This is a genomic window from Sphingomonas sp. 67-41 (genome assembly GCF_001899725.1).
GTDB lineage: Bacteria > Pseudomonadota > Alphaproteobacteria > Sphingomonadales > Sphingomonadaceae > Sphingomonas > Sphingomonas leidyi.
In genome coordinates, this window is sequence record NZ_MKWJ01000025.1 from 209,114 (window position 1) to 232,872 (window position 23,759).

Annotated in this window: 22 protein-coding genes and 2 tRNA genes; 15 read left to right on the plus strand and 9 right to left on the minus strand. The window is 67.8% G+C overall.

The genetic code is table 11. The features are described from left to right. Window positions 1–121: 121 nt before the first annotated feature. Window positions 122–2,149 carry a 3-hydroxyacyl-CoA dehydrogenase NAD-binding domain-containing protein gene (locus BGP17_RS19190; RefSeq protein WP_286713208.1) on the minus strand — a complete coding sequence of 676 codons (2,028 nt, stop codon included), beginning with the start codon at window positions 2,147–2,149 and terminating at the stop codon, window positions 122–124. Window positions 2,150–2,281: 132 nt separating this feature from the next. Continuing rightward, window positions 2,282–3,505 carry a serine hydrolase domain-containing protein gene (locus tag BGP17_RS19195; RefSeq protein ID WP_286713209.1) on the minus strand — a complete coding sequence of 408 codons (1,224 nt, stop codon included), beginning with the start codon at window positions 3,503–3,505 and terminating at the stop codon, window positions 2,282–2,284. Between the two features lie 217 nt (window positions 3,506–3,722). On the opposite strand from BGP17_RS19195, the gene BGP17_RS19200 reads away from it, so the two are divergent. Continuing rightward, complete coding sequence (locus tag BGP17_RS19200; protein WP_286713313.1) at window positions 3,723–5,426, plus strand: class I adenylate-forming enzyme family protein; 1,704 nt, start codon at window positions 3,723–3,725, stop codon at window positions 5,424–5,426. A 64-nt stretch (window positions 5,427–5,490) separates the two neighbouring features. Beyond that, on the plus strand, window positions 5,491–6,627 hold the full coding sequence (locus BGP17_RS19205; RefSeq protein ID WP_286713211.1) for a threonine aldolase family protein: 1,137 nt from the start codon (window positions 5,491–5,493) through the stop codon (window positions 6,625–6,627). A 25-nt stretch (window positions 6,628–6,652) separates the two neighbouring features. Here the strand turns inward: BGP17_RS19205 and BGP17_RS19210 are convergent, their stop codons facing one another. After that, the gene (locus BGP17_RS19210) at window positions 6,653–8,149 is read right to left on the minus strand and encodes a glycerol kinase (protein WP_286713213.1); all 1,497 of its coding nucleotides are present in this window, start codon (window positions 8,147–8,149) and stop codon (window positions 6,653–6,655) included. A 72-nt stretch (window positions 8,150–8,221) separates the two neighbouring features. On the opposite strand from BGP17_RS19210, the gene BGP17_RS19215 reads away from it, so the two are divergent. The 3 genes from BGP17_RS19215 to BGP17_RS19225 all read left to right on the plus strand — a co-directional run bounded on the left by BGP17_RS19215 (window position 8,222) and on the right by BGP17_RS19225 (window position 9,749). Next, a complete protein-coding gene (locus BGP17_RS19215) occupies window positions 8,222–9,460 on the plus strand; it encodes an AI-2E family transporter (RefSeq protein WP_380926226.1) in 1,239 nt (412 codons plus the stop codon). A 46-nt stretch (window positions 9,461–9,506) separates the two neighbouring features. Beyond that, a tRNA-Asp gene (locus tag BGP17_RS19220) sits at window positions 9,507–9,583 on the plus strand. Window positions 9,584–9,672: 89 nt separating this feature from the next. Continuing rightward, window positions 9,673–9,749, plus strand: a tRNA-Asp gene (locus tag BGP17_RS19225). Between the two features lie 7 nt (window positions 9,750–9,756). On the opposite strand, the gene BGP17_RS19230 is transcribed toward BGP17_RS19225, so the two are convergent. The 4 genes from BGP17_RS19230 to BGP17_RS19245 form a co-directional block, all read right to left on the minus strand. Continuing rightward, window positions 9,757–9,984 carry a DUF2842 domain-containing protein gene (locus BGP17_RS19230; protein ID WP_167298849.1) on the minus strand — a complete coding sequence of 76 codons (228 nt, stop codon included), beginning with the start codon at window positions 9,982–9,984 and terminating at the stop codon, window positions 9,757–9,759. Continuing rightward, window positions 9,966–10,517 (minus strand): 5-formyltetrahydrofolate cyclo-ligase, encoded by a 552-nt coding sequence (locus BGP17_RS19235; protein WP_167298850.1) that lies wholly within the window; start codon window positions 10,515–10,517, stop codon window positions 9,966–9,968. The genes BGP17_RS19230 and BGP17_RS19235 overlap by 19 nt, the downstream gene beginning before the upstream one ends. A 270-nt stretch (window positions 10,518–10,787) precedes the next feature. Next, on the minus strand, window positions 10,788–11,090 hold the full coding sequence (locus BGP17_RS19240; protein ID WP_167298851.1) for a cell division protein ZapA: 303 nt from the start codon (window positions 11,088–11,090) through the stop codon (window positions 10,788–10,790). Beyond that, the gene (locus BGP17_RS19245; RefSeq protein ID WP_086129626.1) at window positions 11,090–11,275 is read right to left on the minus strand and encodes a hypothetical protein; all 186 of its coding nucleotides are present in this window, start codon (window positions 11,273–11,275) and stop codon (window positions 11,090–11,092) included. Before BGP17_RS19245 ends, BGP17_RS19240 begins: the two co-directional genes overlap by 1 nt. A gap of 186 nt (window positions 11,276–11,461) precedes the next feature. On the opposite strand from BGP17_RS19245, the gene tkt reads away from it, so the two are divergent. The 3 genes from tkt (at window position 11,462) to BGP17_RS19260 (ending at window position 15,781) form a co-directional block, all read left to right on the plus strand. Beyond that, entirely contained in the window at window positions 11,462–13,438 is a 1,977-nt protein-coding gene (gene tkt, locus BGP17_RS19250; protein ID WP_286713215.1) for a transketolase, read from the plus strand. Next, window positions 13,435–14,445, plus strand: coding sequence for a type I glyceraldehyde-3-phosphate dehydrogenase (gene gap, locus BGP17_RS19255; protein WP_167298853.1), 1,011 nt, complete (start codon window positions 13,435–13,437; stop codon window positions 14,443–14,445). Before tkt ends, gap begins: the two co-directional genes overlap by 4 nt. A gap of 118 nt (window positions 14,446–14,563) precedes the next feature. Continuing rightward, window positions 14,564–15,781, plus strand: a complete 1,218-nt coding sequence (locus tag BGP17_RS19260; protein ID WP_286713217.1) for a phosphoglycerate kinase — start codon at window positions 14,564–14,566, stop codon at window positions 15,779–15,781. A 123-nt stretch (window positions 15,782–15,904) separates the two neighbouring features. Here the strand turns inward: BGP17_RS19260 and BGP17_RS19265 are convergent, their stop codons facing one another. After that, a complete protein-coding gene (locus tag BGP17_RS19265; protein ID WP_286713219.1) occupies window positions 15,905–16,426 on the minus strand; it encodes a TlpA family protein disulfide reductase in 522 nt (173 codons plus the stop codon). A gap of 180 nt (window positions 16,427–16,606) precedes the next feature. Between BGP17_RS19265 and BGP17_RS19270 the strand changes: the two genes are divergently transcribed. The 7 genes from BGP17_RS19270 (at window position 16,607) to BGP17_RS19300 (ending at window position 22,477) form a co-directional block, all read left to right on the plus strand. Continuing rightward, window positions 16,607–17,521, plus strand: a complete 915-nt coding sequence (locus BGP17_RS19270; protein ID WP_167298856.1) for a class I fructose-bisphosphate aldolase — start codon at window positions 16,607–16,609, stop codon at window positions 17,519–17,521. Between the two features lie 194 nt (window positions 17,522–17,715). Then, the gene (locus BGP17_RS19275; protein WP_286713221.1) at window positions 17,716–18,381 is read left to right on the plus strand and encodes an O-methyltransferase; all 666 of its coding nucleotides are present in this window, start codon (window positions 17,716–17,718) and stop codon (window positions 18,379–18,381) included. A gap of 22 nt (window positions 18,382–18,403) precedes the next feature. Next, a complete protein-coding gene (gene thiE / locus BGP17_RS19280) occupies window positions 18,404–19,090 on the plus strand; it encodes a thiamine phosphate synthase (protein WP_286713222.1) in 687 nt (228 codons plus the stop codon). A 96-nt stretch (window positions 19,091–19,186) separates the two neighbouring features. After that, on the plus strand, window positions 19,187–20,194 hold the full coding sequence (locus tag BGP17_RS19285) for a L,D-transpeptidase family protein (RefSeq protein ID WP_380926227.1): 1,008 nt from the start codon (window positions 19,187–19,189) through the stop codon (window positions 20,192–20,194). 5 nt (window positions 20,195–20,199) lie between these two features. Next, complete coding sequence (locus tag BGP17_RS19290) at window positions 20,200–20,799, plus strand: M23 family metallopeptidase (RefSeq protein WP_286713224.1); 600 nt, start codon at window positions 20,200–20,202, stop codon at window positions 20,797–20,799. A gap of 172 nt (window positions 20,800–20,971) precedes the next feature. Continuing rightward, complete coding sequence (efp, locus tag BGP17_RS19295; protein ID WP_086129635.1) at window positions 20,972–21,535, plus strand: elongation factor P; 564 nt, start codon at window positions 20,972–20,974, stop codon at window positions 21,533–21,535. A 126-nt stretch (window positions 21,536–21,661) separates the two neighbouring features. Then, the gene (locus tag BGP17_RS19300; protein WP_167298861.1) at window positions 21,662–22,477 is read left to right on the plus strand and encodes an inositol monophosphatase family protein; all 816 of its coding nucleotides are present in this window, start codon (window positions 21,662–21,664) and stop codon (window positions 22,475–22,477) included. A gap of 82 nt (window positions 22,478–22,559) precedes the next feature. Here BGP17_RS19300 and BGP17_RS19305 read toward each other — a convergent pair whose 3' ends face one another. Beyond that, window positions 22,560–23,549, minus strand: coding sequence for an acyl-CoA thioester hydrolase/BAAT C-terminal domain-containing protein (locus tag BGP17_RS19305; protein WP_286713225.1), 990 nt, complete (start codon window positions 23,547–23,549; stop codon window positions 22,560–22,562). Window positions 23,550–23,759 lie beyond the last annotated feature (210 nt).

A 23,759-nucleotide genomic window follows, 5' to 3' on the forward strand; every position in this document is an offset into this window, starting at 1 on the left:
CCCTCTCCCGCCTGCGGGAGAGGGTTGGGTGAGGGTGAATGGGTGCCTCAGGCGGTTCGCTCGCCGCTCTCTCGCACCCTCACCCCGGCCCTCTCCCGCAAGCGGGAGAGGGAGATCTTGCTCACTTGTTGAACTTCTCGCCCTTCTCCGCCTTCTCGCGGAGCAGCGGGGCGACTTCGAAGCCGTATTTCTCAAGGCCCTCGACGATCTTCTTGAGGCCCTCGGTATCGGCCCAGAACATCGGGCCGCCGCGATACGGGGGCCAGCCATAGCCATAGACCCAGACCACATCGATGTCGCTTGCGCGCTGGGCCATCTTCTCGGCGAGGATCAGCGCGCCTTCGTTGACCATGGTGTAGAGCGTGCGGACGACGATCTCCTCCTCGGTGATCTCGTGCTGCGGCACGCCCAGCTTCTCGCGCCATTCGGCGATCAGCTCGGCGACGCGCGGCGAGTTCGAGGGGTTCCGCTTCTCGTCATAATCGTAGAAGCCGGCGTTCTTCTTCTGGCCCCAGCGGCCCTCGGCGGCGAGCGCGTCGCGGATGTTCTCGATCCGGTTCGGGTCGCGGTGCCAGCCAATGTCGACACCGGCGAGATCGGCCATCTGGAACGGGCCCATCGGCATGCCGAAGGCGACATGGACCTTGTCGATCTGCTCGGGCGTGGCGCCTTCGAGCAGCATCTTGTTCGCCTCGATCTGGCGCGGCATCAGCATGCGGTTGCCGATGAAGCCGTAGCAGACACCGGCGATGACGGCGACCTTCCTGATCTTCTTCGACACGGCCATCGCAGTGGCGAGCACGTCGTCGGCGGTCTTGGCGCCGCGGACGATCTCGAGCAGCTTCATCACATTGGCCGGCGAGAAGAAGTGCAGGCCGAGCACGTCCTGCGGGCGGCTGGTCGCGGCGGCGATCTCGTCGATGTTCAGATAGCTGGTGTTCGAGGCGAGGATGGCGCCCGGCTTGGCTACTTGATCGAGCTTGCCGAAGATCTCCTTCTTGACGTCCATATTCTCATAGACGGCCTCGATGATCAGGTCGCATTCGCCGAGCGCGCCGAAATCGAGCGTCGGGTTGAGCAGGCCCATCGCGCCTTCCACCTGCTCGGCGGTCATCCGGCCCTTGGCGGCGGTCGCCTCGTAATTCTTGCGCATCACGCCGGTGCCGCGGTCGAGCGCATCCTGCGCCATCTCGACGATGGTGACCGGAATGCCCGCCGACAGGAAGTTCATCGAGATGCCGCCGCCCATCGTGCCGGCGCCGATCACGCCGACGCGCTTGATGTCGCGCAGCGCGATGTCCTCGGCGATGCCGTCGATCTTCGCCGCCTTGCGCTCGGCGAAGAAGATGTGGCGCAGCGCCGCCGACTGGGTGCCCATGATCAGCTTCATGAAGCCCATGCGCTCGGCCTGGACGCCCTCGGCATAGGGCTTGCCCGCGGTCTGCTCGATCAGGTCCATGATCGTGTTCGGTGCGTCCATGCCGCGGAAGCGCTTGGCGTTCTTGGCGCGGAAGCCCTCGAACACTGCCGGATCGACGGTGACCGGGCGCTCGGACGAGCGCGACACGGGCTTGCCGATCACTTCCTGGGCGAAGGCGACGGCATCGGCGAGGAGATTGCCCTCGGTCGCGAGGCGATCGACCAGGCCGGCGGCCTTGGCCTGCTCGGCCGAGATCGGATCGCCCTTGGTCGCCATTTCGAGCGCGACCTCGACGCCCGCGACGCGCGGCATGCGCTGGGTGCCGCCGGCGCCGGGCAGGATGCCGAGCTTGACTTCGGGCAGGCCGAACTTCGCCGAGGGGACGGCGATGCGATAGTGCGAGGCAAGGGCGACTTCGCAGCCGCCGCCAAGCGCGGTGCCATGGACGGCGGCGATCACCGGCTTGTCGAGCGCTTCGATCTCGTCGACCAGCACGGGGAGCGAGGGCTCCTGCATCGGCTTGCCGAACTCGGTGATGTCGGCGCCGGCGAAGAAGGTCTTGCCGGCGCAGGTGATGACGACGGCCTTGATGCCGTCATCGCCCTTGGCTTCCTGGATGCCCGCCTGGATGCCCTGGCGGACCGCCGCGCCCAGCGCGTTCACCGGCGGATTGTCCGAAGTGATGATCAGGACGTCGCCCTGGCGAGTGGTGGTGATGGGGGAGGTCATTGCTTGCTTCTCCGATTTATCTCTTGTCCGTCATCCCCGCGAAGGCGGGGATCCGGGGTCACAAACTTTGTCGGCCTTGGCTCTGGATCCCCGCCTTCGCGGGGATGACGAGGAAAGGGCGGGCAGGGCACTTCAATCCGCCAGTGCCGAATAGATCAGCGTCTTCAGCTCGCGCCGGATCGGGTAGAGCATGGACGGGGAAAGCTGCGTCATGAAGACCATCGAGAGCCGCTCGACGGGATCGATGAAGAAGGCGGTCGAGAACATCCCGCCCCAATAATATTCGCCGGGCGAGCCGGGCATCATCGCCTTGGCCGGATCCATGGTGATCGCGAAACCCAGGCCGAAGCCGGTGCCGGCATTGGTGGTCTCGCTGAACAGCGACTTGGACATGGCGTGCAGGTCCGAGCCGCCGGGCAGATGGTTGACCGTCATCAGCTCGATCGTCTTGCGGCTGACCAGCCGGACGCCGTCCAGCTCGCCCCTGTTCAGGAAGAAGGTGCAGAAGCGGTGATAGTCGAGCGCCGTGGAGACGAGCCCGCCGCCGCCCGAGACCAGGCGCGGCTCCCTCGACCAGGCGCTTTCGGCCCCGCGATCGTACATCACCCGGCCCTTGCCCTGGACCATCGCCCAGCAATCGGCGAGGCGATCGATCTTGTCCGCCGGGACGGTGAAGCCGGTGTCGTGCATGCCGAGCGGCACGAAGATGCGTTGCGCGAAGAAGTCGCCCAGCTTCGTGCCCGAGACGCGCTCGACCACGGCGCCGAGCACGTCGGTGGAGACCGAATAATTCCATTCGGCGCCCGGCGAGAATTCGAGCGGAATGCCGCCCAGCGCCGCGACGAATTCGTCGAGCGTCAGGTTGCCGTGCCAGTTCTCGATCTTGCCCTCGCGATAGGCTGCGTCGACATTGGTGCGGTTCTGGAAGCTGTAGGTGAGGCCCGAAGTGTGGCGGAGCAGGTCCACCATGCGCATCGGCTCGTCGGTGGGCAGGGTCTGGAACGGCACGCCGCCACCCCCCGCCTTGAACACGCCCAGCCCCTTCAGCTCGGGCAGGACGTGGTGGACGGGCGTGTCGAGCGCGACCAGCCCTTCCTCGACCAGCATCATGAAGGCGAGGCTGGTGACCGGCTTGGTCATCGAGGCGATGCGGAAGATCGTGGTTTCGTCCACCGGCGCGCCGCCCTCGCGGGCCGCGCCCTGATGCGAGAAATGCACGATCTCGCCGCCGCGCGCGATCAGCAGCTGCGCGTGCGGGAGCTTGCCCGAGTCGAGATAGCGAGTCTTCAGGTACGGATCGATCCGGGCCAGCCGGGCCGCGTCGAAACCCTGGTTTTCGGGCTTGGCAATCGTCATGCGGCTGGCATACCTCTCATTCGAAACCAGTGACTCGCATCTTGGCGCGGATGCGGTTCCCCTATTGCCTTGAGCGCGCGATGAATCAACACTAACGTTGTTTACGGTACGGCATCCGGTGCCAAACCCAACATTCTAGAAACATAACGCACATAGATTGGAGAGAATCGCCTTGGCCCCCGAACCGATCGTCCCGCTCGACCCCAATTGGCCGGCGATGTCGCTGGCGCAGGTGAAGGCCGCGCTTACCGCGCCGGGCGCGCGCTTCGAGATGGACGAGGTGGACATTCGCGGCGTGCCGACGCGGATCTGGAAGAACGCGCCGCCCACGCTCGGCGTGCTCCAGCAGCTGGTGCGGCTCTATGGCGACCGCGTCTTCACCATCTATGAGGACGAGCGGGTCACCTATGACGCGAACTACCGCGCGGTCTGCCACCTCGCGCAATGGTTGACCGAGATGGGGGTGGGGAAGGGAGACCGCGTCGCGCTGGCGATGCGCAACCTGCCCGAATGGCCGACGATCTTCTTCGCGGCGACCAGCCTGGGCGCGATCATCGTGCCGCTCAATGCATGGTGGACGGGCGGCGAGCTCGAATATGGGCTGAAGGACTCGGGCGCGAAGATCCTCTTCGTCGATGCCGAGCGGCATGCGCGGCTGAAGGATTGCTACGCGCAGCTGCCCGCGCTGGAGCGCGTGGTGGTGAGCCGCTGCGACGAGGAGCTGGGGGGCAACGCCAGCCGCCTGGAGGTGCTGATCGGCACGCGGAAGGACTGGGCCGGCCTGCCCGACATTCCCTTCCCGCAGGTGGCGGTCTCGCCCGAGGACGATGCGACGATCTTCTACACCAGCGGCACGACGGGAAACCCCAAGGGCGCGCTGGGCACGCACCGCAACATCTGCACCAACATCCTGTCGAGCGGATACAGCGCGGCGCGCGCGATGCTGCGCCGGGGCGAGGTGCCGCCGGCGGTGATCCCGCACAAGGTGGGCCTGCTGGTGATCCCGCTGTTCCACGTCACGGCGTGCAGCGCCGCCCTGATGACCGGCATCGCGACGGGGCAGACCATATTGTTCATGCGCCGCTGGGACGCCGAGCAGGCGATGGGGCTGATCGAGCGCGAGAAGGTGACCTTCACCGGTGGCGTGCCGACGATCGCCTGGCAGCTGCTCGAGCATCCGGCGCGCGAAAAATACGATCTCTCCAGCCTGGAGGCGATCTCCTATGGCGGCGCGCCCTCGGCCCCGGAGCTGGTGAAGCGCATCTATGAGGAATTCGGGGCGCTGCCCGGCAATGGCTGGGGCATGACCGAGACGATGGCGACGGTAACCCAGCATAGCGGCGAGGACTATCTCACTCGGCCGACCAGCGCGGGCCAGCCGGTGGCGACCGCAGACCTCAAGATCATGACCGTCGAGGGCGATCGCGAGCTTCCCGTCGGGGAAGTGGGCGAGCTCTGGGCCAGGGGGCCGATGATCGTGAAGGGCTATTGGGGCAAGCCCGAGGCGACCGCGGAGACCTTTGTCGACGGCTGGGTGCGCACCGGCGACCTGGCCAGGCTCGACGAGGAAGGTTTCCTCTATATCGTCGATCGGGCCAAGGACATCGTGATCCGCGGCGGCGAGAACATCTATTCGAGCGAAGTGGAGGACGTGCTCTACGCCTTTCCCGGGGTGATGGACGCGGCGCTGATCGGCGTGCCGCACAAGATCCTGGGCGAGGAGCCGGTGGCGGTGGTCCATATGGCGCCGGGCGCCAGCGCGAGCGAGGCGGAACTCCAGGGCTTCGTCCGCGAGCGGCTGGCCGCGTTCAAGGTGCCGGTGCAGGTGCGCTTCGCGGCCGATACGCTGCCCCGCAACGCCAATGGCAAGATCCTGAAGAAGGACCTGCGGGCGTTGTTCGTCGGAGAGACCACCGCCTGAGGCGCAATGGCGCTGGCGGAAGGAGCGGCGCTTGCTAGGATCGGCATCCGAAGGGAGACACCCGATGCATTCCGATCGCCGCGCGTTCCTGGGGCTCGCCGCCGCCGCCATGGCCATGCCGCCGCTGGCCCGGGCGGCAAGGTGGCAGTCGGCCCCGGTCTTTCCTCCGGCCGATGCGCGCAGCGTCTGGCTGGTCGGCGATTCCGCGCCTCCGGACCCGGTCGCCATGTCGGCGCGACTGGCGGCGCTGGCCGGCAGCGGATCGGTGCGCGACGGCTATCTCAACGGCGGCGCGGTCGAGGCGCTGGAAAGGGCCTTTGCGGCCTATCTCGGCAAGGAGGCCTGCGCCTTCTTCCCGACGGGCACGCTCGCCAACAATGTCGCACTGCGGGTGCTGTGCGGCGAGGCGCCGCATGCGCTCTGCCAGTATGACAGCCATCTCTATCGCGACGAGAGCAACATGGCGCAGCGGCTGGCGGGCATCAACCTGGTGCCCCTGGGCGCAGGGCGCGTGGCGCCGACGCAGGAGGAACTGGTCGCGGCGTTCGATGCCGCCGAGAAGGGCCCCTATGCGCTCAAGGTCGGCGCGATCTCGCTGGAGAGTCCCGTGCGGCGGCTCGACGGGCAGCTGATCCCGCCGAAGCGCATCGCCGAGATCGCGGCGCTGGCGGCGGCGCATGGCACGCGCATGCACCTCGACGCGGCGCGGCTGCTGCTTGCGCCGCCTTCGCTCGACCGCAAGGCGTATGTGGCGCCGTTCGAGACGGTCTATGTCTCGCTCTACAAATATCTGGGTGCGCCGTTTGGCGCGGTGCTGGCCGGGCCGGCGGCGACGATCGCCAAGGCGCGCGAATGGCGGCACCTCTATGGCGGGCTGATCTATCAGGGCTGGGCACCGGCCCTGCTTGCGCTCGACGGGCTGCAACGCTTTCCCGAGAGCATCGCCACGGCGCATGGCGCCGCCGAAACGCTGTTCGCGGCGCTGGAGCATGGCGGCAAGGTGAAGCGCGTGCCGAATCCGGATGCCTCGAACATCTACCGGCTGGAGATGCCGCAGGCACTTGCCGAAGCGGCGTTCGAGCGCGGCCGTGCCGCCGGCGTGCGGATCGGGCGATGGGAGAAGGGGTCGATCCCGTTCTTCGTCAACGAGACGCTGCTGCGCCGCCCGGTGGAGGAATATGTGCGGGTGTTCCTGGGGTAGGTTGCCGCCTCGCCGCCCCCCGTCGCTATCCCGGCTGGGCCACCGTCATCCCCGCCTTCGCGGGCGCGACGACCGAAGTGACTGCGCTTCTCCACCCGGCGAGGCGGGCCTCGCGCCTGTCCGGCTCCAGCCTCGGCTCGAAGGTCAGCCCCGCGCCGCGCATCCGGGCCGCTTCCTCGAGGTCCGCGAACATCCCGCAGCCCACGCCCGCCAGCATCGCGGCGCCCAGCGCGGTGGTCTCGGCGAAATCGGGGCGGTCCACCGGGATGGCGAGGATGTCGGCCAGATCCTGGGCGATCCAGTCGTTGGTGACCATGCCGCCGTCGATCCGCAGGCGCGACCAGTCGGCGCCGTCGGCAGCGAAGGCGGCCTTCAGGTCGTGGCTCTGGTGCGCCATCGCCTCCAGCGCAGCGCGGACGATATGGGCACGGGTAGCGGCAAAGCTGAGACCCGAGATCGCGGCGCGGGCTTCCGGTTCCCACCAGGGCGCGCCAAGGCCGCTAAGGGCGGGGACGAGGTATACGCCGCCATTGTCCTTGACCGAGCGGGCCAGCGCCTCGGTCTCCTGCGCGGTTTCGATCAGCTTCACCGAATCGCGCAGCCACTGGACCAGGCTGCCCGCGACGAATACCGAACCCTCGATCGCATAGGTGCGCCGCCCGCCAAGCTGCCAGAGCACGGTGGCGAGCAGGCGGTTCCTGGAGGAGGGCGGGGTGCCGCCGGCGTTGGTCAGCACGAAGGCGCCGGTGCCATAGGTCGCCTTGGTGTCGCCGCGCTCGAGACAGGCCTGGCCGATCGTCGCGGCCTGCTGATCGCCGGCCAGGCCGCAGATCGGGATTTCGCCGCCGAACAATCTGGTGGTGCCGAACCTGCCGGCGCAATCGACGATCTCCGGCAGCGCGTCGCGCGGCGCGGAGAACATGTCGAGCAGCCCGTCGCTCCATCCGCCGGAGCCCAGCCCCATCAGGAGGGTGCGCGAAGCGTTGGTGGCATCGGTGACGTGCAGGCCGCCGGTGAGCTTCCACACCAGCCAGCTCTCGATCGTGCCGATGGCGAGGCGATTGCCGACGCCCTTCAATTGCGGCCAGTTGCGCATCGCCCAGGCGATCTTGGTGCCGGAGAAATAGGGATCGAGCAGCAGCCCGGTGCGCGCCTGGACGCCGGCTTCCTCGCCCGCTTCGCGCCAGGCCCGGCACATCGCGGCCGAGCGGCGGTCCTGCCAGACGATCGCCGGCGCCAGCGGCTCGCCGGTGGTCTTGTCCCAGAAGACGATGGTCTCGCGCTGGTTGGTGATGCCGATCGCGGCGATCGCCTGGGCGCCGCCGGCCTGCTGGACCATGGCCATCGCGCATTCGAGGGAGCGGCGCCAGATCTCGCCCGCATCATGCTCGACCAGGCCCGGGCCGGGATAATGCTGGGCAAGGTCGGCGCTGTGGCTGCCCAGGCACTTGCCCGACGGCGCGAACAACATCGCGCGCGTGGAGGTGGTGCCCTCGTCGATGACCAGTATGTGTTCGCCCATCCCGATCAGACTAGCCGGGATTACATCCGTTGCAATCCGCGCTAGGGTCGGCCGCGAAAGGGAAGGGCAGAAGTGAGCGATCGACCCGGCAGCATCGGCGGCGAACCCCTGGATGACGGCGCGTCGTCCGGATCGGCAAGGGTGCCCCTGCTGGGGCCATCGAGCCAGGAAAGCATGGGCGACGGCCAGAAGCGGGACCGGCTGATGGCGGCGCTGGCGCTCATGGCGGGCATCGGCCTGTTGCTGGCGCTGCCGTTCGCGCTGCAGGCGGGTGCGGTGTTCTTCCTGCCGCTCACCACCGCGCTGGTGATCGCGATCGCGCTGGTGCCCCTGCTCGAATGGCTGGAGCGCCACCGCGTGCCCGCGCCGATCGCGGCGTTCATCTGTGTGCTGCTGTTCCTGATCGCGGCGAATGTCGCGCTGGCCTCGATCGTGGTGCCGGCCTGGCAGTGGATCCGCGATCTTCCCGCCAAGATCCCGCAGATCCAGGAGAATCTGAAGCCGCTGATCGAGTTCTACGCCAACCTCGACAGTTTCGTGAACAAGACGGTGATGAACTTCGCCTCGGCGCCGATGAAGCAGCCCGAAGTGATGGCCGCCACGCCGCCGCGCTCGCTGATCGACCTGTTCGCCACCTCGGCTCCCTCGGCGCTGGTGGAGATGTTCTTCGCCATCCTCGTCATCTATTTCTTCCTGTCGGGCTGGACCCGGCTGCGGCGCAACGCGATCACCAGCCGCGCGAGCTTCGGCGGCGCGATGGCGACGGCGCGCGTGATCCAGGACGTGGTGGACGATACTTCGGCCTATCTGGGCACGATCACGCTGATCAACCTGACGCTGGGGCTGATCGTGGCGGGCGTGCTCTGGGCGATCGGCATGCCGACGCCGCTGATGTGGGGCGGCATCGTCGCGCTGCTCAACTATATCCCCTATTTCGGCCCGGTCTTCGCCGCGCTGCTGCTGGCCATGGGCGGACTGATGACCTTTCCGGACCTGGGCTGGGCATTCGTGCCGCCGATCGTGATGATCGCCTGCCACCTGATCGAGGCGAATGTGGTGACGCCGCTGATCGTGGGGCACCGGCTGACGATCAGCCCGATCATGATCCTGATCTCGCTGAGCTTCTGGGGCTGGGTGTGGGGCACCACCGGGGCGCTGCTCGCGGTGCCGCTGCTGATCATCATCCAGACGGTGGTGAACGCGGCGGGCAAGCCGGACATCGCCGGTTTTCTCTTCGAGCACGGGACCTTGGTGAACGATCCTGTGGATAATCGTCCGCTCCGGCGAAAAAGTCGCGACCAATCCGGTTGACACCCCCGAATCTCGCGTCTAGTGCCCGCCTCCTCGCTTCGAGAGAGCGGGTGTAGCTCAGTTGGTTAGAGCGCCGGCCTGTCACGCCGGAGGTCGCGGGTTCGAGCCCCGTCACTCGCGCCATTCCCCATTGCCGGACCGGAAAGGCGCCGCTCGTGCGGAGCCCGGGGGACCGATGCCGTGGCGACCATGGTCCATTCTCGTGCGCGGATGCGGGTGTAGCTCAGTTGGTTAGAGCGCCGGCCTGTCACGCCGGAGGTCGCGGGTTCGAGCCCCGTCACTCGCGCCATGCGCCTTCAGGCGCGGCGCCAGCGCCCGGTCTCCATCCAGCGCAGCACCCCGCCGAGCGGCAGGATCCAGACGATGCCCGTCACCACGTAGATCGGCAGCTGGGCGAGCACGTGCAGCTGCCCGATCCAGTGCGAGAAGCTCGCCACCAGGACGATCCACGCCAGAATCCAGGCGACGATGCCCAGTGCGCCCGCCGGCTTGCGCCAGCTCGGCGCTACGCCCCCGCGTGCCATGTCATGCCTTTCTCGGTTATCACGGCCTGGAGCGGCACGTCCCAGATGTCGGAGGGGACGGCCGGCACTTCCTGCATCGCCCAGGCGACGCCGACGCGCCAGGCATCGGGATAGCGGGCAAAGGCGCGGTCGTAATGCGCGGCGCCCTGGCCGAGGCGATTGAGGCGCGCGTCGAAACCGACAAGGGGCGTCAGGATCACGTCGGGCGCCACTTCCGGGCTGTCGGCGCGTGGCTGGCGCAGGCCGAACGGGCCGTCGGCCAGGGGCTCGCCCATCCGCCATGCCAGGAACCGGATCGGCGCGGCGCGATCGACGACGAAGGGGAGGGCGAGCGCGCAACCCTTCTCCGCGGCGGCGGCGGCGAGCTGGGTGGGGTCGGCTTCGCTGCCGATGGCGACATAGGTGGCGACGGTGGCCCCGGCGGCCAGGCGATCGACGAACGCCTCGGGCGCGAGGATCGCTTCGCTGGCTTCGATGGCGAAGGCGTCGCGCTCGGCGCGGAGCTGTGCCCGCAGGGCTAGCTTGTCGATCATGCCACGCTTCTAGGGGAGCGGTGGCGGGACCGCCATGGCCGTTTGCCAGAATATCCACTGACGCCCGTTACGTCAGGTGGGGACCATATGCCGCGGACCAGGATCCGCACAGGGACAGCCCCCATGGATGATGAATAGCCTCAGGGATAATTGCTATGGCTCGTACCGGGCAGTGCCCGCCATGGACGGATGTAGGGGCTTGAAGGCGCTCCCGCAACTACCCTCCTTGCGCCAGCGCCGCGAAAGCCGGGGGCGACGGAGGCACGAGGCCTATGCCTCGCTTGCATCCTCTTCGAGCGCCGCGGCAACGGCTTCCAGCCGATCGGCGATGCGCTCCAGCAGGACCGGCGAGACGCCCTCCGGCGGATTGCGTTCGGTCTCGTCGAGCAGGTCGGCGAGGATCAGCGCGAGATAGACGAGCGTGCGCTCGGCGTTCAGGCCGCCCGACGCGCGCAGGGCGGTGTCGGCATGGCGTTGCAGGATCGCTTCGAGGTGGCGAATATGCCCTTCGTCGCCTTCGCGGGTGGCGACCGAATAGCTGCGGCCCGCGACGGAGATGTCGATATCCGCCATCAGTCCTGCTCCGCCCCGGCTTCGCGCGCGATCAGCGCGTCGAGCGAACTCACCGCATCCTCGATGCGGGCGCGCAGCTTGGCGTGGCGCTGGGTGATCCGTTCGCAGGCATAGGCCCGCGCTGCGGCGGCTTTCTCGATGCGGACGAGGGCCTGTTCGATACGATCGGCGGGCGTACTTGCCATGCCGCAAGCGTTACGCACCCCATCCGAACCTAGCAACCCCTGAATGGCAACGCCTGCCGGGCGGGTTCGACGAGGCGGACCGGAGCCGCGCCGGCCCGAGTCCGCCCGCCCTTCGGGATGTCGAGGCGGTTGACGTGGCGGTCCAAGGTGACCAAAGGCGTCCGCGCCAGCATCAGGGGACTCCAAGTGACCGCAAGCTTCGCCGATTGCGCCAATGCCATCCGGGCATTGTCGATGGACGCCGTGGAGGCGGCCAATTCGGGGCATCCCGGCATGCCGATGGGCATGGCCGACGTGGCCACGGTGCTGTTCCAGGAGTATCTGAAGTTCGATCCGGCCGACCCGAAATGGGCGGACCGCGATCGTTTCGTGCTTTCGGCCGGGCACGGCTCGATGCTGCTCTATTCGACGCTCTATCTCGCCGGCTATGCGCAGCCGACGCTGCAGGACATTCGCGACTTCCGCCAGATCGGCAGCCCCTGCGCCGGCCATCCCGAGAATTTCGAGCTGCCGGGCGTGGAATGCACTACCGGCCCGCTCGGCCAGGGCTTTGCGATGGCGGTCGGCATGGCCGCTGCCGAGCGGCATTTGAACGCCATCTATGGCGACGGCCTGGTCGATCACCGCACCTGGGTGATCGCCGGCGACGGCTGCCTGATGGAAGGCATCAACCACGAGGCGGTCGGTCTTGCCGGGCATCTGAAGCTCGGCAAGCTGATCGTGCTGTGGGACGACAACAAGATCACGATCGACGGCGCGGTCTCGCTCTCGTCGAGCGAGGACATTCCCGCGCGCTACCGTGCCTCGGGCTGGCAGGTCGTCGAATGCGACGGCCATGACCGGGCGGACATTGCCCGCGCGATCGACGAAGCGCTTGCCAGCGCGCTGCCCTCGCTCGTCCAGTGTCGCACGGTGATCGGCAAGGGCGCGCCCAACAAGCAGGGCTCGTCCAAGGTGCACGGATCGCCGCTGGGCGCGGACGAAGTCGCCGCTGCCCGGCAGGCGCTGGGCTGGAACCACCCGGCCTTCGAGATTCCGGGCGATATCCGCGAGACTTGGCTGGCGGCGGGCAAGCGCGGCGCCGTGCCGCACGCCGCGTGGAAGCAGCGCCTCGCGGCGCATGAGGATCGCGCCGAGTTCGAGCGCCGGATGCGCGGCGAACTGCCGGCCTGGTTCTCGATGGCCGACCATATCCAGGGCCTGTTGGCCGCGCCGCAGAAGGTCGCGACCCGCAAGGCGAGCGAAATGGCGCTCGAGGCGATCAACGCGCAGATCCCCGACACCGTCGGCGGCTCGGCCGACCTGACCGGTTCGAACAACACGCTGACCAAGGGCCTGGGCACGTTCGGCGCGGACAACTACGCCAGCCGCTACGTCTATTACGGCATCCGCGAGTTCGGCATGTCGGCGGCGATGAACGGCATGGCGCTGCACGGCGGCGTGATCCCCTATGGCGGTACCTTCCTGGTCTTTGCCGACTATGCCCGCGCGGCGATCCGCCTCTCGGCCCTCCAGCAGGCGCGCGTCGTCTATGTGATGACGCACGATTCGATCGGCCTGGGCGAGGACGGCCCGACGCACCAGCCGGTGGAGCACCTGACCAGCCTGCGCCTGATCCCCAATCTCGACGTCTATCGCCCGTGCGACGTGGTCGAGACCGCCGAATGCTGGGAACTCGCGCTCCAGCGCCAGGACGGCCCGGGCCTGCTCGCGCTCAGCCGCCAGAACCTGCCGCAGCTGCGCACCGAGGCCGCCGAGAACCGCTCGGCGCGCGGCGGCTACGCCATTCGCGAGGCCGAGGCGCCGCGCCAGGTGGTGCTGATCGCCAGCGGCTCCGAAGTCGAGATCGCCGTCGCCGTGCGCGACGAACTGGAAGCCCAGGGCATCGGCGCCGATGTCGTCTCGATGCCGTGCTGGGAGCGCTTCGACGCGCAGGATGCGCAGTACAAGCGCGACCTGTTGCCGGCGCATGCGCTCAAGGTCTCGATCGAGGCCGGCGCGACGCTGGGCTGGGAGCGATATACCGGCTTGGACGGGCTGAATTTCGGCGTGGATGGATTCGGCGCCTCGGGCCCTTATCTGAAGCTCTACGAGCATTTCGGGCTCACCGCGGGAGCCATCGTGCCGCGGATCGTCGACAAGTTGAACGGAGAACAGGCATGACGAAGGTTGCGATCAACGGGTTCGGGCGCATCGGTCGACTGGTGGCGCGCGCGATCCTCGAGCGTCCCGACAGCGGGCTCGAGCTGGTCACGATCAACGACCTGGCCGATGCCAAGTCGAATGCGTGGCTGTTCTCGCGCGACAGCGTGCACGGCAAGTATCCGGGCACCGTCACCGCCGAGGGCGACGATCTGGTCATCGACGGCAAGCATATCAAGGTGACCAAGGAGCGCGACCCCGCCAACCTGCCGCACGCCGAGAATGGCGTGGAGCTGGTGCTGGAGTGCACGGGCTTCTTCACCGACCGCGCCTCGGCCCAGAAGCATATCGATGCCGGCGCCAGGAAGGTGCTGATCTCGGCTCCGGGCAAGAATGTCGACCTCACCGTCGTGTTCGGCGTGAACCACGACAAGCTCGAGGCCGGCCATGCGATCGTCTCGAACGCGTCGTGCACCACCAACTGCCTGGCGCCGGTCGCCAAGGTGCTGAACGACACGATCGGCATCGAGCGCGGCCTGATGACCACGGTCCACGCCTATACCAACGACCAGAAGATCCTCGACCAGATCCACCCGGACCTGCGCCGCGCCCGTGCCGCCGCGATGAGCATCATCCCGACCACCACCGGCGCCGCTCGCGCCGTGGCCGAGGTGCTGCCCGAGCTCAAGGGCAAGCTCGACGGCTCGGCGATCCGCGTTCCGGTTCCGGACGGCTCGCTGGTGGACCTGACCTTCACGCCGAAGCGCGACACCACCGTCGAGGAAGTGAACGCGGTGCTGAAGGCGGCGTCGGAGAGCGGCCCGCTCAAGGGCATCCTGTGGTATACGGACGAGCCGCTGGTCTCGATCGACATCGTCCACACTTCGGCCTCGTCGACCGTCGACAGCCTCGAGACCGCAGTGATCGACGGCAAGCTGGTGCGCGTCGTCAGCTGGTACGACAATGAATGGGGCTTCTCGAACCGCATGGTGGACACCGCCAGCGCGATGGCGAAGCTGACGGCCTGAGCCGTCATCCCGGCGAAAGTCGGGATCTCGTGAGGCACTCTGCTCGCTCCATCTCCTGAGGTCCCGGCTTTCGCCGGGATGACGGAGTTGGGGCGAGCGCTCGATTTGTGAGGACGATATGACCCGCCCCTTCAAGACGCTCGACGACATCTCCGAAGTCATGGGCGGCGACATCGCCGGCAAGCGCGTGCTGGTCCGCGAGGACCTGAACGTGCCGATGGCCGATGGCCAGGTGACCGACGACACCCGGCTGCGCGCCGCGGTGCAGACCGTCGCCGAGCTGGCGGACAAGGGCGCCAAGGTCGTGGTCCTCGCGCATTTCGGGCGCCCCAAGGGCCAGCGTAACCCGGAGATGAGCCTGTCGCTCGTCACCCGGCCGTTCAGCCATGTCCTCGGCCGCGAAGTGCGCTTCATCGACACCGACGGCGCGGCGGAGGCGATCGACGCGATGGGCGAGGGCGACATCGCCCTGCTGGAAAATACCCGCTTCGACGCCGGCGAAGAGAAGAACGCGCCCGAGATCGTCGAGGCGCTCGCCGCGCTGGGCGACCTCTATGTCAACGACGCCTTCTCGGCGGCGCACCGCGCCCATGCCTCGACCGAGGGGCTGGCGCACAAGCTGCCCGCATTCGCCGGCCGCCAGATGGAAGCCGAGCTCGACGCGCTCGACAAGGCGCTGGGCAATCCCGAGCATCCGGTGGCGGCGGTGGTCGGTGGCGCCAAGGTCTCGACCAAGCTCGACGTGCTCAAGCACCTGGTCGACAAGGTCGATCACCTGATCATCGGCGGCGGCATGGCCAACACCTTCCTCGCCGCGCGCGGCGTCGATGTGGGCAAGAGCCTGTGCGAGCACGACCTGACCGGCACCGCCGAGGAGATCCTCGACGCGGCCGATCGCGCGAACTGCACCGTGCATCTGCCCTATGACGTGGTGGTGGCGAAGGAATTCGCGGCCAACCCGCCGAGCCTGCGCACCGTCAACGTCCATGAAGTCGCGGCCGACGAGATGATCCTTGACATCGGCCCGGCGGCGACCGAGGCGCTGGCGGACGTGCTCAAGACCTGCCGCACCCTGGTGTGGAACGGCCCGCTCGGCGCCTTCGAGACGCCGCCGTTCGACGCGGCGACCATCAGCCTCGCCAAGACCGCGGCGGCGCTCACCAAGGAAGGCCAGCTCGTCTCGGTCGCCGGCGGCGGCGACACGGTGGCAGCGCTCAACCAGGCCGGCGTGGCGAGCGACTTCACCTTCGTGTCCACGGCGGGCGGCGCTTTCCTCGAATGGATGGAAGGCAAGGAGCTGCCGGGCGTCGCCGCGCTGCATCGTACGCGCGACTGAACGGGAAAGGGCGCCTGCCGGTGCCCCTATTCCATGTATTTTACGGGACTTCCGAAGGGATAGCACCAGAACGGCTATTATGCCCGGCAAGTACCGAGCCTGGTGACGATGCGCTGAGCGGCGCTATTTCGCCTTCTCGTTGAGCAGCGGCACCAGCAAGGTGTTGAGGCTCTCCAGCGTGAAGGCACCGGCCTTGGCATAGCGGACCACGCCGTTGCGATCGATCACGATATTGGTGGGCACCGCGCCTCCGAGCACGTCATAGGGGCCCTTGATCGAGCGGACCGGCTCGATGTGCATCACGTCGAACAGCTTCTTGAGCTGATAGGGCTTGAGCGAATCCTCGGTCGTGACCGCATAGACGCGGAGGCCGGCGTCCTTGCGCAGCTCGTAATAGCGATCGAGCGTCGGCAGTTCCGTGCGGCAGGGGACGCACCAAGTCGCCCAGAAATTGAGCACGACCACATTGCCGCGCAGTTCGTCGAACGAGATCTTGCCGCCATTGATCAGCCGCAAGGTGAATGGCGGTGCCGGCTGACCCTCCTTGACTGTCGCGAACATCGGCTGCGGGGCCGGTGCGGCACCGAGCAGTGCCAGCGGCAGCGCGGCGAGCGCCAGCCGCCTGGAAAGCGAAGAGATCCCCATGTTTCGTCCCCTGTTGCCCGGCTTCATGCTGTCGCGGGCAGGAGGAGGCGTCAAGCATGGCCCAGGGGCCCGTTCGTAGCCTTGCTGGAAAAGCCCGTGCGTGGCAGCGTTGTCAGGCTTTTCGCTTGCGAAACCGGGCGATAGGGGCTCGTTCAGCACTACACGAACAAGGGAAAATCCATGTCGATCACGCCCGCTGTCAAAGCCATCCTCGCCAATTACGAGTCCGACAATCCCGGCGTGAAGGCCAATCTCGCCCGCATCCTGATGCAGGGGAAGCTGGGCGGCACCGGCAAGCTGATCATCCTGCCGGTGGACCAGGGCTTCGAGCATGGCCCGGCGCGCAGCTTCGCGGTGAACCCCGCGGCCTATGATCCGCACTACCATTATCAGCTGGCGATCGACGCGGGCCTCAGCGCCTATGCCGCGCCGCTCGGCATGATCGAGGCCGGTGCGGACAGCTTCGCCGGCCAGATCCCGACCATCCTCAAGGTCAACAGCTCGAACAGCTGGGCGACCGCGATCGACCAGGCCGTCACCGGCGGCGTCGACGATGCGCTGCGGCTCGGCTGCTCGGCGATCGGCTTCACCATCTATCCGGGCGCCGACGACGTCTTCGGCATGATGGAGGAGATCAAGGAGCTGCGGGCGGAGGCTGCCTCGGTCGGTATCGCCACGGTGATCTGGTCCTACCCGCGCGGCGGCAAGCTCTCGAAGGACGGCGAGCTGGCGCTCGATGTCGGCGCCTATGCCGCGCACATGGCGGCGCTGCTCGGCGCGCACATCATCAAGGTGAAGCTGCCGAGCGCGCATATCGAGCAGAAGGAAGCGCAGAAGGTCTATGAGGGCACCGATTGGTCGGCGCAGTCGGACCGTGTGAAGCATGTGGCGCAGAGCTGCTTCGCCGGCCGCCGCATCGTCGTCTTCTCGGGCGGCGCGGCCAAGGGCGCCGACGCGGTCTACCAGGACGCGCGCGACATTCGCGACGGCGGCGGCAACGGCTCGATCATCGGCCGCAACACCTTCCAGCGCCCCCGCGACGAGGCGCTGGCGATGCTCGACAAGCTGGTGCGCATCTACAAGAACGAGGAATGATCGATCGCCGACCCGTGCCGGCCGGGCTCGCCATGGCGATGTTGGGCGGGCCCGCGCCGGCACGGGGAAGGCCGGTCGCGCTGCGCTAGGCCGGCCGCTGATCGCGGTGTTCGAACCCATGTCGAGACGCGGCCCGTGGGCGGCGTGCGGATAGCGGGCTAGCGGCGGGCGCAATCGAGACGAGGGAGCGAGGCATGACCCAGGATTGGACCGCAGTGGATGGCTATATCGCCGGCAAGCTGATCGGCGCGGACCCGGTGCTCGACGCCGCGCTTGCCGCCAATGCCGAGGGCGGGCTGCCGGCGATCGACGTATCGGCGGCGCAGGGCCGGATGCTCGAATTGTTCGCACGGATGACCGGCGCGCGCCGCATCCTCGAAGTGGGGACGCTGGGCGGCTATTCGACGATCTGCCTTGCCCGCGCCCTGCCCGAGGACGGGCAGCTGGTGACGCTCGAGCTCGATCCGCATCATGCCGAAGTGGCGCGGGCCAATCTGGCCCGGGCCGGGCTCGGCGATCGCTGCGAGGTGCGGGTCGGGCCGGCGGTGGAAACGCTCGCGGCGATGATTGCGGCGGGCGAGGGGCCGTTCGACCTCGTGTTCATCGATGCCGACAAGCCGGGCAACGTCGCCTATCTGGACGCCGCGCTGAAGCTCGCCCGGCCGGGCAGCGTGATCGTGGTCGACAATGTGGTCCGGGGCGGCGGGGTGCTCGACGCGGACAGCACCGATCGCAGCGTGATCGGCACCCGGGCGCTGTTCGACGCGGTCGCATCCGAGCCCCGCCTCGACGCCACCGCGATCCAGACGGTGGGCGACAAGGGCTGGGACGGCTTCCTGCTGGCAGTGGTGAAGCGCTGAAAGCTGGGCTAAGGCTCCAGCGATGATCGACCTGGATGAAGACGGCCTGCCGCCGCTCGACCCGAATTTCGCCGCGCAGTTCCAACAGGACGTGCGCCGCCCGCCCTGCCAGCTCTACCTGATCTCGCCGCTCGAGGTGGGGGGCTCCTTTCCGGAGCGATTGAAGCGCGCGCTCGGTGCTGGCGCCGTGGCGGCGTTCCAGTTTCGAGTGAAGGGCGTCGACCAGCACGAGGCCGCCCGCCTTGCCGAGCCTCTCCGGAAGATCTGCGCCGATGCCGATGTCGCCTTCATCGTCAACGACAGCGTGAGCCTGGCCAAGCGGCTGGGCGCCGACGGCGTGCATCTGGGCCAGGAGGACGGCGATCCGCGCGAGGCGCGCTCGGTGCTCGGCCCGCAGGTGCAGATCGGGGTGACGTGTCACGACAGCCGCCACCTGGCGATGGAAGCGGGTGAGGCGGGGGCGGATTATGTCGCGTTCGGCGCCTTCTACCCCACCGCCACCAAGGAGACCCGGCATCGGCCCGAGCCGGTGATCCTCAGCTGGTGGTCGGCGCTGTTCGAGCTGCCCTGCGTTGCGATCGGCGGCATCACGCCAGAGAACGCCGCGCCGCTGGTCAAGGCGGGCGCGGACTTCCTCGCGGTGTCCAATGCCGTGTGGGGCGGGGACGAGGAAGCCGCGGTGAAGGCGTTCGCCGAGATGCTGGCCTGACCCCATTCGTCGCCCCGGGGAAGAGCCGGGAAGGCGGAAACACTCGGAGTTCCAGCCGTTGTTCTTGCGGAACGTCATCTGCAGGAGCTTGTTTCGGTGCGGAAATTTCTCGGACTAGCAGCTTGTCTCGCCTGTGCCTCCGTCGGTCCCGCCGCGGCGGGGCAGGCGGGAACTTCCGGCAGGCCGCCGCTCGATCATTCGGTCCTGCATGCCCAGGTGATCCTCGATCATCTCGGCTTCTCGCCCGGCATTCTCGACGGGCGCGAGGGCCAGTCGCTCACGGCCGCGCTGAAGGGGTTCCAGGCCGCGCGCGGGCTGCCGGCCACCGGCAAGCTCGACCCGGCGACGCTGCGCGCGCTTGCGCCCTATGCCTCGCTGCGCCCGGTCCGTCGGCTGACGCTCGATGCCGACACGCTCCGGGGGCCGTATGTCAATCCGATTCCCAAGGACCCCGAGGAACAGGCGAAGCTGCCCTCGCTTGCCTATACGCGCCCGCTCGAGAAGCTGGCCGAGATGTTCCACACCACGCCCGAGGTGCTGGTGGAGCTCAATCCGGGCGGCGCCAGGATCGCACCGGGTGCGGAGTTCGTCTTCCCCAACGCGCTCCCGGCCTCGCGCGACTATCCGGCGGACATCAAGCCGGAATGGCGGCGGACGCTCGCCATGCTCAACGTCGAGGCCAAGGTGCCCGAGGCCGATCACATCGTGGTCGACAAGGGCGAGAAGGTGCTCAAGGTGTACGACAGGCGGGAACGCCTGGTCGCCCAGTTCAGCGCGACCATGGGCAGCGCGCACGATCCGCTGCCGATCGGCACCTGGAAGATCAACGGGGCGGACACCAATCCGAAATTCCATTACAACCCCAAGCTGTTCTGGGACGCGAAGAAGGGCAGTGACCCGGCGATGCTGCCGCCGGGACCGAACGGCCCGGTGGGGGTGGTGTGGCTGGACCTTTCCAAGGAGCATTACGGCATCCATGGCACGCCCGAACCGCAGCTGATCGGCCGCACCGAGAGCCATGGCTGCATCCGCTTGACCAACTGGGATGCGGCGCGGCTCGCACTGATGGTCAGGCCGGGCACCCGGGCGGTGTTCCGGGAATAGGAGCCATGCGGCTCTGGGCGAAGCGGGCCGGCTGGGGCCTGGGCGCATTGCTGGCGCTGCTGGCGATGGGGTTCCTGTCGCTGGTGCGGGTCACGGTGCAGCCCGCCGCGCCGATCGCCCTGCCGGAGCTTGCCGGGCCCCAGGACGCGGCCCCTGCCGGCTCGGGCGATTCCACCGAGCTGATCATTCCGGTGGAAGGCGTGACCGCGAGCCAGCTCCGCGACAGCTGGGGCCAGAGCCGCGGCAACGGATCGCGCGCGCATCATGCGATCGACATCATGGCCCCCCGGGGTACGCCGGTACTCGCCGCGGCATCGGGCACGGTCGAGAAGGTCTTCGACAGCGTGAACGGCGGGCACACCCTCTATATCCGCACCCGGGACGGTGCGACGATCCATTACTACGCGCATCTCGACAGCTGGCTGGTGGAGGAGAGGCAGCCGGTGCGCCAGGGCGAGCGCATCGCGGCGGTGGGCGATAGCGGCAGTGCGGCGGGCGGCGCGCCCCATCTCCACTTCGAGATCAAGCGCATGCGGCCGGGCGAGGGCTGGTGGCAGGGACAGAATGTCAATCCCTATCCGCTGCTGCGGAATGCCGGGCCGTGATCCGTCCTCTCGTCGGAAGCCGGGATCTCGTGCGGCAGATCGGACAGCATGCGGCACGAGACCCCGGCTTCCTCCGGCGCGGCCGGAGAAGGGCGGGGGTGGCTTGCCCAAGTCCTCGCGCGCGGCTAAAGGCGCCGGCTCAGCTCTTTCTCAGTTCCAGTAGGTCTTGACCATGAAGATCAGCGGCGTGGACATCCGTCCCGGCAACATCATCGAATATGAAGGCGGCATCTGGCGTGCCGTGAAGATCCAGCATACGCAGCCCGGCAAGGGCGGTGCGTACATGCAGGTCGAGCTCAAGAACCTGCGCGACGGCCGCAAGAACAACGTCCGCTTCCGCTCGGCGGAAACGGTGGAGCGGGTGCGCCTCGACACCAAGGATTTCCAGTTCCTGTACCCCGAGGGCGACAGCCTGGTGTTCATGGACAAGGAAACCTACGACCAGACCACGCTGCCGCGCGACCTGCTCGGCGATGCCGCCGCCTTCCTGCAGGACGGCATGGACGTGATCATGGAACTCTATGACGAAGAGGCGATCAGCGTGCAGCTGCCCGACACGATCGAAGCGACGATCGTCGAGGCGGATGCGGTGGTGAAGGGCCAGACGGCGTCGTCGTCGTACAAGCCGGCGGTGCTGGACAATGGCGTGCGCATCATGGTGCCGCCGCACATCGCCTCGGGCACGCGTATCGTCGTCGACGTGTACGAGCAGACCTACGTCCGCCGCGCGGACTGAAGCCCTCTCCCCTTGGGAGAAGGTTGGGTGAGGGCGGTATCGGACTGCCCTCGACCCGCATCCTCCCGTCGCTGACGCGATGGGCCCCGCCCTCTCCCGATGGGAGAGGGGTTTTGGAGCATTGACTTGGTTTCCCATTCCGGCCTCATCACCGTCATGGAGCGCGCCTGCCGCAAGGCAGGGCCCCGCCTGCGTCGCGACTTCAACGAAGTCCAGCACCTCCAGGTCAGCCGCAAGGGCCCGGCGGACTTCGTCAGCCTCGCCGACAAGCGCGCCGAAGACACGCTGATCGAGGAACTCCAGAAGGCGCGGCCGGACTGGGGCTTTCTGGTCGAGGAACGGGGCGAGATCGCCGGGGATCCGGACAAGCCGCGCTGGATCATCGATCCGCTCGACGGAACCAGCAACTTCCTGCACGGCATCCCGCATTTCTGCATTTCGATCGCGGTCGAGGATCCGCACGGCGCCCAGGGCAAGCCCGAGGTGACGCACGGCTATATCTACCAGCCGCTGACCGACGAGAGCTTCTGGTCGGAAAAGGGCCGTGGCGCCTGGCTCCAGGATCAGCGTCTGCGCGTTTCGGCGCGCCGTCATCTTGACGAAGCGCTGATCGCGACGGGCATTCCGTTCCTCGGCCATGGCGACTTTGCCGAATGGAGCCGCATCTTTGGCGCGGTGGCGCCCGAAGTAGCCGGTATCCGCCGGCTGGGCTCGGCGGCGCTCGACCTTGCCTGGGTCGCCGCGGGGCGGTTCGACGGTTTCTGGGAATCGAACCTCAAGCCCTGGGACGTGGCGGCGGGCATGCTGCTGATCCGCGAGGCGGGCGGCTTCGTGACCGATTATCGCGGGCAGGACCTGTCGCGCGAGCGCAACCAGTATCTCGCGGCCAACGACGTGCTGCATTCCAAGCTGCACAAGCTGGTGGCGAACTCGCTGCGCTGAGCGGCGGGTCGATATTTTCTCCGTCACCCCGCGAAGGCGGGGATGGCGGAGGCAGTTTCAAGGGCTTGCCTGGATTTCCGGTCTAGGGCCGGAGCGCCGTGGCCAGAAAGGCCACCATCCTGGGCCAGGCATCGGCGCGCGCCTTGGCGTTTGCCTCCGGCGTGCCGCCGCCGCGCGGGTCTGCACGCGGTTCCGCCGATCCGCCGCCCAGGTCGTGCCCGGCATCCGGATAGATCAGCGCCTGGGTCTCCAGTCCCTTCGCCTTGCGCGCCGCGACGATGTTGCGCGCCATCCGGCCCGAATTCCACAGGCGATCCGCATCGCCGGTGATCAGCATCAGGGCGCCGCGATATTCCTCGACCGGAATGCGGGCGGCGGCCTCGCGATCGGGGTGATCGGCGCGGCCATTCTCGTGGATGGCGCGCAGATCGGCGGCGGGCCCGGCCTGCAACCCCGCAACGAACCCGCGATAGGGCATGAAGGCGAGCGGCTTCCCGCCGAAGGAGAAGGAAGAGCGCGTGCCTTCCGCTTTCAGCATTTCCAGGCCCCAGCCTTCCCACACCAGGTCGGACGGCGTGTAGGCGACCACGGCGTCGATCCAGGGATAATGGCTGGCCGCGATCAAGGCGAACTCCGACCCCTTCGAGCCGGCGAACAGGCCGAATCGCTCGACATCGACGCCGGGGAACTTGGCCAGCGCCGCGCGGAGATCGGCAAGCTGGTCCACGCGGATGTCGATGAAGCTGCCCGGCAGGTCCGGGAACGCCGGTGCCGGGGCGAACTTGCCCCAGTTGGGCGAATAGTAGGGCAGGCTCACCGCGGCATAGCCGAGCCTTGCGAGGGTGGGGCCGAAGCGGCGGCCGGCTTCGTCGCCACCCTCGGCGCCGGGCAGGATCACCACCACCGGGCGGCGTGCCTCGCCGGCGATCCGATAGAGCCGCGCATGCGGGAAGCCCGCGATCTCGCGCTCGTCGAGCGCCGCCGCCTGTTTCGTCGCCGTGGCCGGTTGGGCGATGGCCGGGCAGGCCGCCATGGCCAGTCCGATTCCGAGCAGCAGATTCCGTGCGATCATGTGAAGAAACCCCCGTTCACAATATTTCACAATAGCTGGTGTATTGTGCATATAAGTCACCGGCTGGCAACCGGCGATTGTGCCGCTGCGGTGCGGTTTGCGCGGTGCCGGAGCCGCCCGGAGCGCCGTTTCGGAAGGCTTCGGGGACAAGGCATCCACAACCGGTTCTTCTTGCGAGTCATTCTCACCCGTCGAGGCGTTGCGTCCCGG